This is a genomic window from Brevundimonas sp. (assembly GCF_023259385.1).
Taxonomy (GTDB): Bacteria; Pseudomonadota; Alphaproteobacteria; order Caulobacterales; family Caulobacteraceae; genus Brevundimonas.
This window is the reverse complement of record NZ_JAHFPF010000288.1, coordinates 1-4,187: the sequence shown is the minus strand read 5'-3', so window position 1 is coordinate 4,187 and position 4,187 is coordinate 1. Positions and strand designations below refer to the sequence as shown.

Sequence of the window (4,187 nt, the reverse complement as noted above, 5' to 3'; positions counted from 1 at the left end):
AGGGGCTAGGGAGGAGCTGGAAATGCGGGGGTATGTCGAGTTGAGAGTCTGGGCCAAGGCGATGGATCTCGCCGCCATGGTCTACGATCTGTGCAAGCAGATGCCGAAGAGCGAGCTGTACGGAATGATCAGCCAGATGCAGCGCGCAGCCGCATCCGTACCGGCCAATATCGCCGAGGGGTATCAGCGCGGCAGCCGCAAGGACTATGCACGGTTCATCGGGATCGCACGCGGTTCGCTAGCCGAGGTTGAAACGTTCCTGCTGCTCGCTGTCCGGGTCGGCCATCTTAAAACAGCGGAGGCGCGATCAAGCCTCAACACCGCTGAGGAGGTCGGGCGCATGTTGACCGGGCTCAAACAGAAGCTGGACCTTCCTCCCCTAGGGCCTAACCCCTAACCCCTAGCCCCTCCCTTCCCCTCATCCCTAACCACTCCTTCACGCCCCCGCCGCCGGTGCGAAATCCTTAACCGCGTTCGCACACGGAACCGCAAGCCCGGGCGCCTATGGTCACCTTCAACGGGCCGAATGAGCCCGGCGTGATGGTGGGTGTTTCCGGATGCTGTTTCTTCTGAACGACGTCGTGTTTGACCTGGACGAGGCCTGCCCGGTCACGGCCGTCGACGCGCGCCGGTTCGAAGCGCTGGATCTGGACTATGTGCTGGAGCTGGGCTGCGAGCTGTTCGCCGAGGATCCGCTGCTGCACCACACCGACCCGCAGCGCGCGCGCCGTCTGGCCTGGCTGATCCACGACCGCTCGCCGGACGTGAACGCCGCCCTGTTCGCCGCGCCGGCGGCCGGCTGCGATCCCGACCTGGTCGAGCCGCAGTTCTGCGCCCTGCCCGAGCCGGTCATGCGCCAGCTGAAAAACCGCGCCACCAAGGGCAAGCTGGACGCCGTCGCCGCCGACCGCGCGGTCTGGATGCGCCTGGCGGCGTAGGGCCGCGCTCAACCGAACATCGCAAGGGTCGACTCTCTCCCGTCCGCCGGTATCAATATCCGGACGCTGAACGGGGGGTGAGGCCATGACATTCACGACACTGCTGAGAACGGTAGCCATGGCCGTCGCCGCGCTCGCGATGTTCGCCGCCGCGCCGGCGCGCGCGGAGTGGCTGAAGGCCGAGACCGAGCATTTCGTCATCGTCGGCGACACCAGCAATCGGGCGATCTCGGAGTACGCCCGAAAGGTCGAGCGCTTCCATTCCATGCTGGCGAGGTTCCTGCCGCCGGAGAACGACGACGTCATCGCCCCCAAGCTGTGGATCTATCTGGCCGACGGCCGGGACGACATGCGGGAGATCTGGCCGACCATCAGCAAAGGCGTCGGCGGCTTCTACAGCCGGCATGACGACCGCATCTTCGCCGTCGTCGACAACACCAGCGAGGGCAGCGACCAGATTCTCTTCCACGAGTACGCCCACCACTACATGTTCCAGTACCACAACGCGGTCTATCCGGGCTGGTTTGTGGAGGGCTTCGCCGAATACTTCGCACCCTCCGACATGCGAATGGGCCGCATCCGATACGGCCTTCACAATCCGGGCCGCGTCTATGCGCTGAACCAGCGGAACGACTGGGTTCCGATGGACGATCTGCTGAGATCGCGCCTGACCCTCAGCTCCGAGCGGCGCGCGGCCGCCTACTACGCCCAGGCCTGGCTGCTGACCCACTACATGCTCGGCGCGCCCGAGCGGCACCGGCAACTGCAAGGGTACCTGGCGGCGGTCGCACGGGGCGAGGACCCGGCGGTGGCGTTGGAAACCCATATTGGCCGGACGCCCGATCAATTGGGGACCGACCTGCGATCCTACCTCAGCCGTGGGATCACCGTGTACACGCTGCAGGAGGCTCTGCCTGAGGCGTCGGTGACCGTAGTCGCCCTGCCGCGCAGCACGGCCGCGGCCGTGTGGCTCGACCTCAGGTCGGCCCGCGCGCTGGACGAAGAGGATGGACTCGCTCTCGTGGCGCAGGCCCGAGCCGCCGCCGAGCGATACCCGACGGATCGTCTGCCCCTGGTGGCCCTGGCGAAGCTGCAGCGCGAGACGCAGGACCTGCAGGGCGCCCGCGCGACGCTGGAGCGGGTCGTCGAGGCCTGGCCCGAAGACGCCGAAGCGCGCTGGTTGATGGGGGCCGTGCTGACGGAACTGGCGGACGCCAGCTCAGACGACGAGGCCCGGCGGCAACTGACCCGTCAGTCGATGGTCCATCTGGCCGCGGGCTATCAGGCTGATCCGCTCGACTACCGGATCTATCTCGCCATGCTGAAAAATCGGCGGGCGGCGCCCAACTTCCCAACGGACAATGATGTCGTGACCGCCGAATCCGCCTTCCGTCTGGCTCCTCAGCTGGGAACGACCGCTTTCGAGGCGGGCCAGGCGCTGATGTCCAAGGGGCGGTATCTGGACGCGGCCTATGTGCTGGGCCCGTTGGCCAACAATCCGCACGGCGGCGAGAGTCTCGTGGCGGTCCGCCAGCTGTTGGCCGAGGCGCGGGAAAAGGCGGGCCTCTCAGTCATCTCGACCGATGCTCTGCCGGACGCGGGCGAGCCGGAAGCCCCCGAGGCGCCGCCGGCTTCGGAAGACTGACGCCCGGTCTCAGACCAGGGTGTTGAAGACGATGTGCACCACGATCGCGCCGACGACGATGACCGCGAAGCCGAGCGTCAGGCAGAGGGCGGGATGCGGGCCGCCTTCGCGAGCGGCGGGGCGGTCGTCGAGGGGGTGATGCAGGGCCATGTCCGTTCCTTCGTTTCCAAAGGCGGCGCCCGATTGCGTGACCGGACGTCTCGCCTGACAGGACAATGATCCCAATATCCCTTCGTTGCCAAGGGATAATCACTTTCGGTGACAGACCAGACCCGCGGAAAGCCCCGCATCGGGTGACTTTCGGCCCGGTCCGCGCTAGGTCGCGCGTCCAATGTCAAAGCTCACTCTCCCCGAAGAAGCCGGCCGCCGCCGGACCTTCGCCATCATCGCCCACCCTGACGCCGGCAAGACGACGCTGACCGAGCACATCCTGCTGTCGGGCGGCGCCATCCGCGCGGCGGGCGCCGTGCGGGCGCGGGGCGAGAACCGGCGGACGCAATCCGACTGGATGAAGATCGAGAAGGAACGCGGCATCTCCGTCTCCGCCTCGGTCATGACGTTCGAGCACGACGGCAAGATGTTCAACCTGCTCGACACCCCCGGGCACGAGGACTTTTCGGAAGACACCTATCGCACCCTGACCGCCGCCGACTGCGCCATCATGGTGCTGGACGCCGCCAAGGGCATCGAGCCGCAGACGCTGAAGCTGTTCGAGGTCTGCCGCCTGCGCGACATCCCGATCATCACCTTCATCAACAAGCTGGACCGCGAGGCCCAGGACCCGATGGCCCTGCTGGACGAAATCGCCAGCCGCCTGCAGCTGGACCCCGCGCCGATCTGGTGGCCGGCCGAGAGCGGCAACCGCCTGCGCGGCATGGTCGAGATGGGCACCGGCCGGTTCCAGCCCTACGCCCGCAAGCCCGCCGGTTCGACCGAGGACGTGCCCCACCCCGAGGCCCTGCCGCTGGCGGACGCCGCCCGGTATTTCGAGGCGGGCGAGCATGAGGCCCTGCTGGAGGCGCAGGAACTGGTCGAGGCCGGCTATCCCGCCTTCGACCGCCAGTCCTTCCTGGAAGGCCACATGACCCCCGTGCTGTGGGGCTCGGCCCTGCGCCACTTCGGCATCGACGAACTGCTGAAGGCCATCGGCGAGTGGGCGCCCGCGCCCAAGGTGATGAAGGCCCAGAAGGCCGCCCCGCCCGAGACCCGCAACGCCCCCGCTCCGGTCGATCTGACCGTCGAGCCCGGCTCGGCCGAGGTCACCGGCTTCGTCTTCAAGGTCCAGGCCAACATGGACCCCAACCACCGCGACCGGATCGCGATGTTCCGCATGGCCTCCGGCTCGTTCAAGCGCGGCATGAAGCTGAAGGTCCAGAACACCGGCAAGCAGCTGTCGGTGAACGCCCCCATCATGTTCTTCGCCTCGGACCGCGAACTGGCCGAGGACGCCTATGCCGGCGACGTCATCGGCATCCCCAACCACGGCGTCCTGCGCGTCGGCGACAGCCTGTCCGAGAGCGGCCTGATCCGCTTCGCCGGCCTGCCCAATTTCGCTCCCGAAATCCTGCAGCGCGTCCGGGTCAGGGACCCGCTCAAGGCCAAAC

At 67.3% G+C, this 4,187-nt stretch carries 5 protein-coding genes; 4 read left to right on the top strand and 1 reads right to left on the bottom strand.

Going from position 1 to position 4,187, the window contains the following annotated elements; genetic code table 11:
* The 3 genes from Q0C81_RS16835 to Q0C81_RS16825 form a co-directional block, all read left to right on the top strand.
* A partial coding sequence (locus tag Q0C81_RS16835) for a four helix bundle protein (RefSeq protein ID WP_291840684.1) occupies positions 1-397 on the top strand: 397 nt, incomplete at its 5' end.
* Between the two features lie 160 nt (positions 398-557).
* Positions 558-938: a hypothetical protein gene (locus Q0C81_RS16830; protein WP_291840681.1), complete on the top strand. Its 381-nt coding sequence runs from the start codon at positions 558-560 to the stop codon at positions 936-938.
* An 85-nt stretch (positions 939-1,023) separates the two neighbouring features.
* Positions 1,024-2,583 (top strand): DUF1570 domain-containing protein, encoded by a 1,560-nt coding sequence (locus tag Q0C81_RS16825; RefSeq protein ID WP_291840678.1) that lies wholly within the window; start codon positions 1,024-1,026, stop codon positions 2,581-2,583.
* 9 nt (positions 2,584-2,592) lie between these two features.
* On the opposite strand, the gene Q0C81_RS16820 is transcribed toward Q0C81_RS16825, so the two are convergent.
* The gene (locus tag Q0C81_RS16820; protein WP_291840675.1) at positions 2,593-2,733 is read right to left on the bottom strand and encodes a hypothetical protein; all 141 of its coding nucleotides are present in this window, start codon (positions 2,731-2,733) and stop codon (positions 2,593-2,595) included.
* Positions 2,734-2,914: 181 nt separating this feature from the next.
* On the opposite strand from Q0C81_RS16820, the gene Q0C81_RS16815 reads away from it, so the two are divergent.
* Positions 2,915-4,187 (top strand): peptide chain release factor 3 (locus tag Q0C81_RS16815; RefSeq protein ID WP_291840671.1); only part of this gene is annotated, 1,273 nt, incomplete at its 3' end.

Excerpts from the sequence above, each read along its gene's own strand:
- Q0C81_RS16830 (WP_291840681.1), top strand. The coding sequence starts at position 558 with ATGCTGTTTCTTCTGAACGACGTCGTGTTTGACCTGGACGAGGCCTGC.
- Q0C81_RS16825 (WP_291840678.1), top strand. The coding sequence starts at position 1,024 with ATGACATTCACGACACTGCTGAGAACGGTAGCCATGGCCGTCGCCGCG.
- Q0C81_RS16820 (WP_291840675.1), bottom strand. The coding sequence starts at position 2,733 with ATGGCCCTGCATCACCCCCTCGACGACCGCCCCGCCGCTCGCGAAGGC.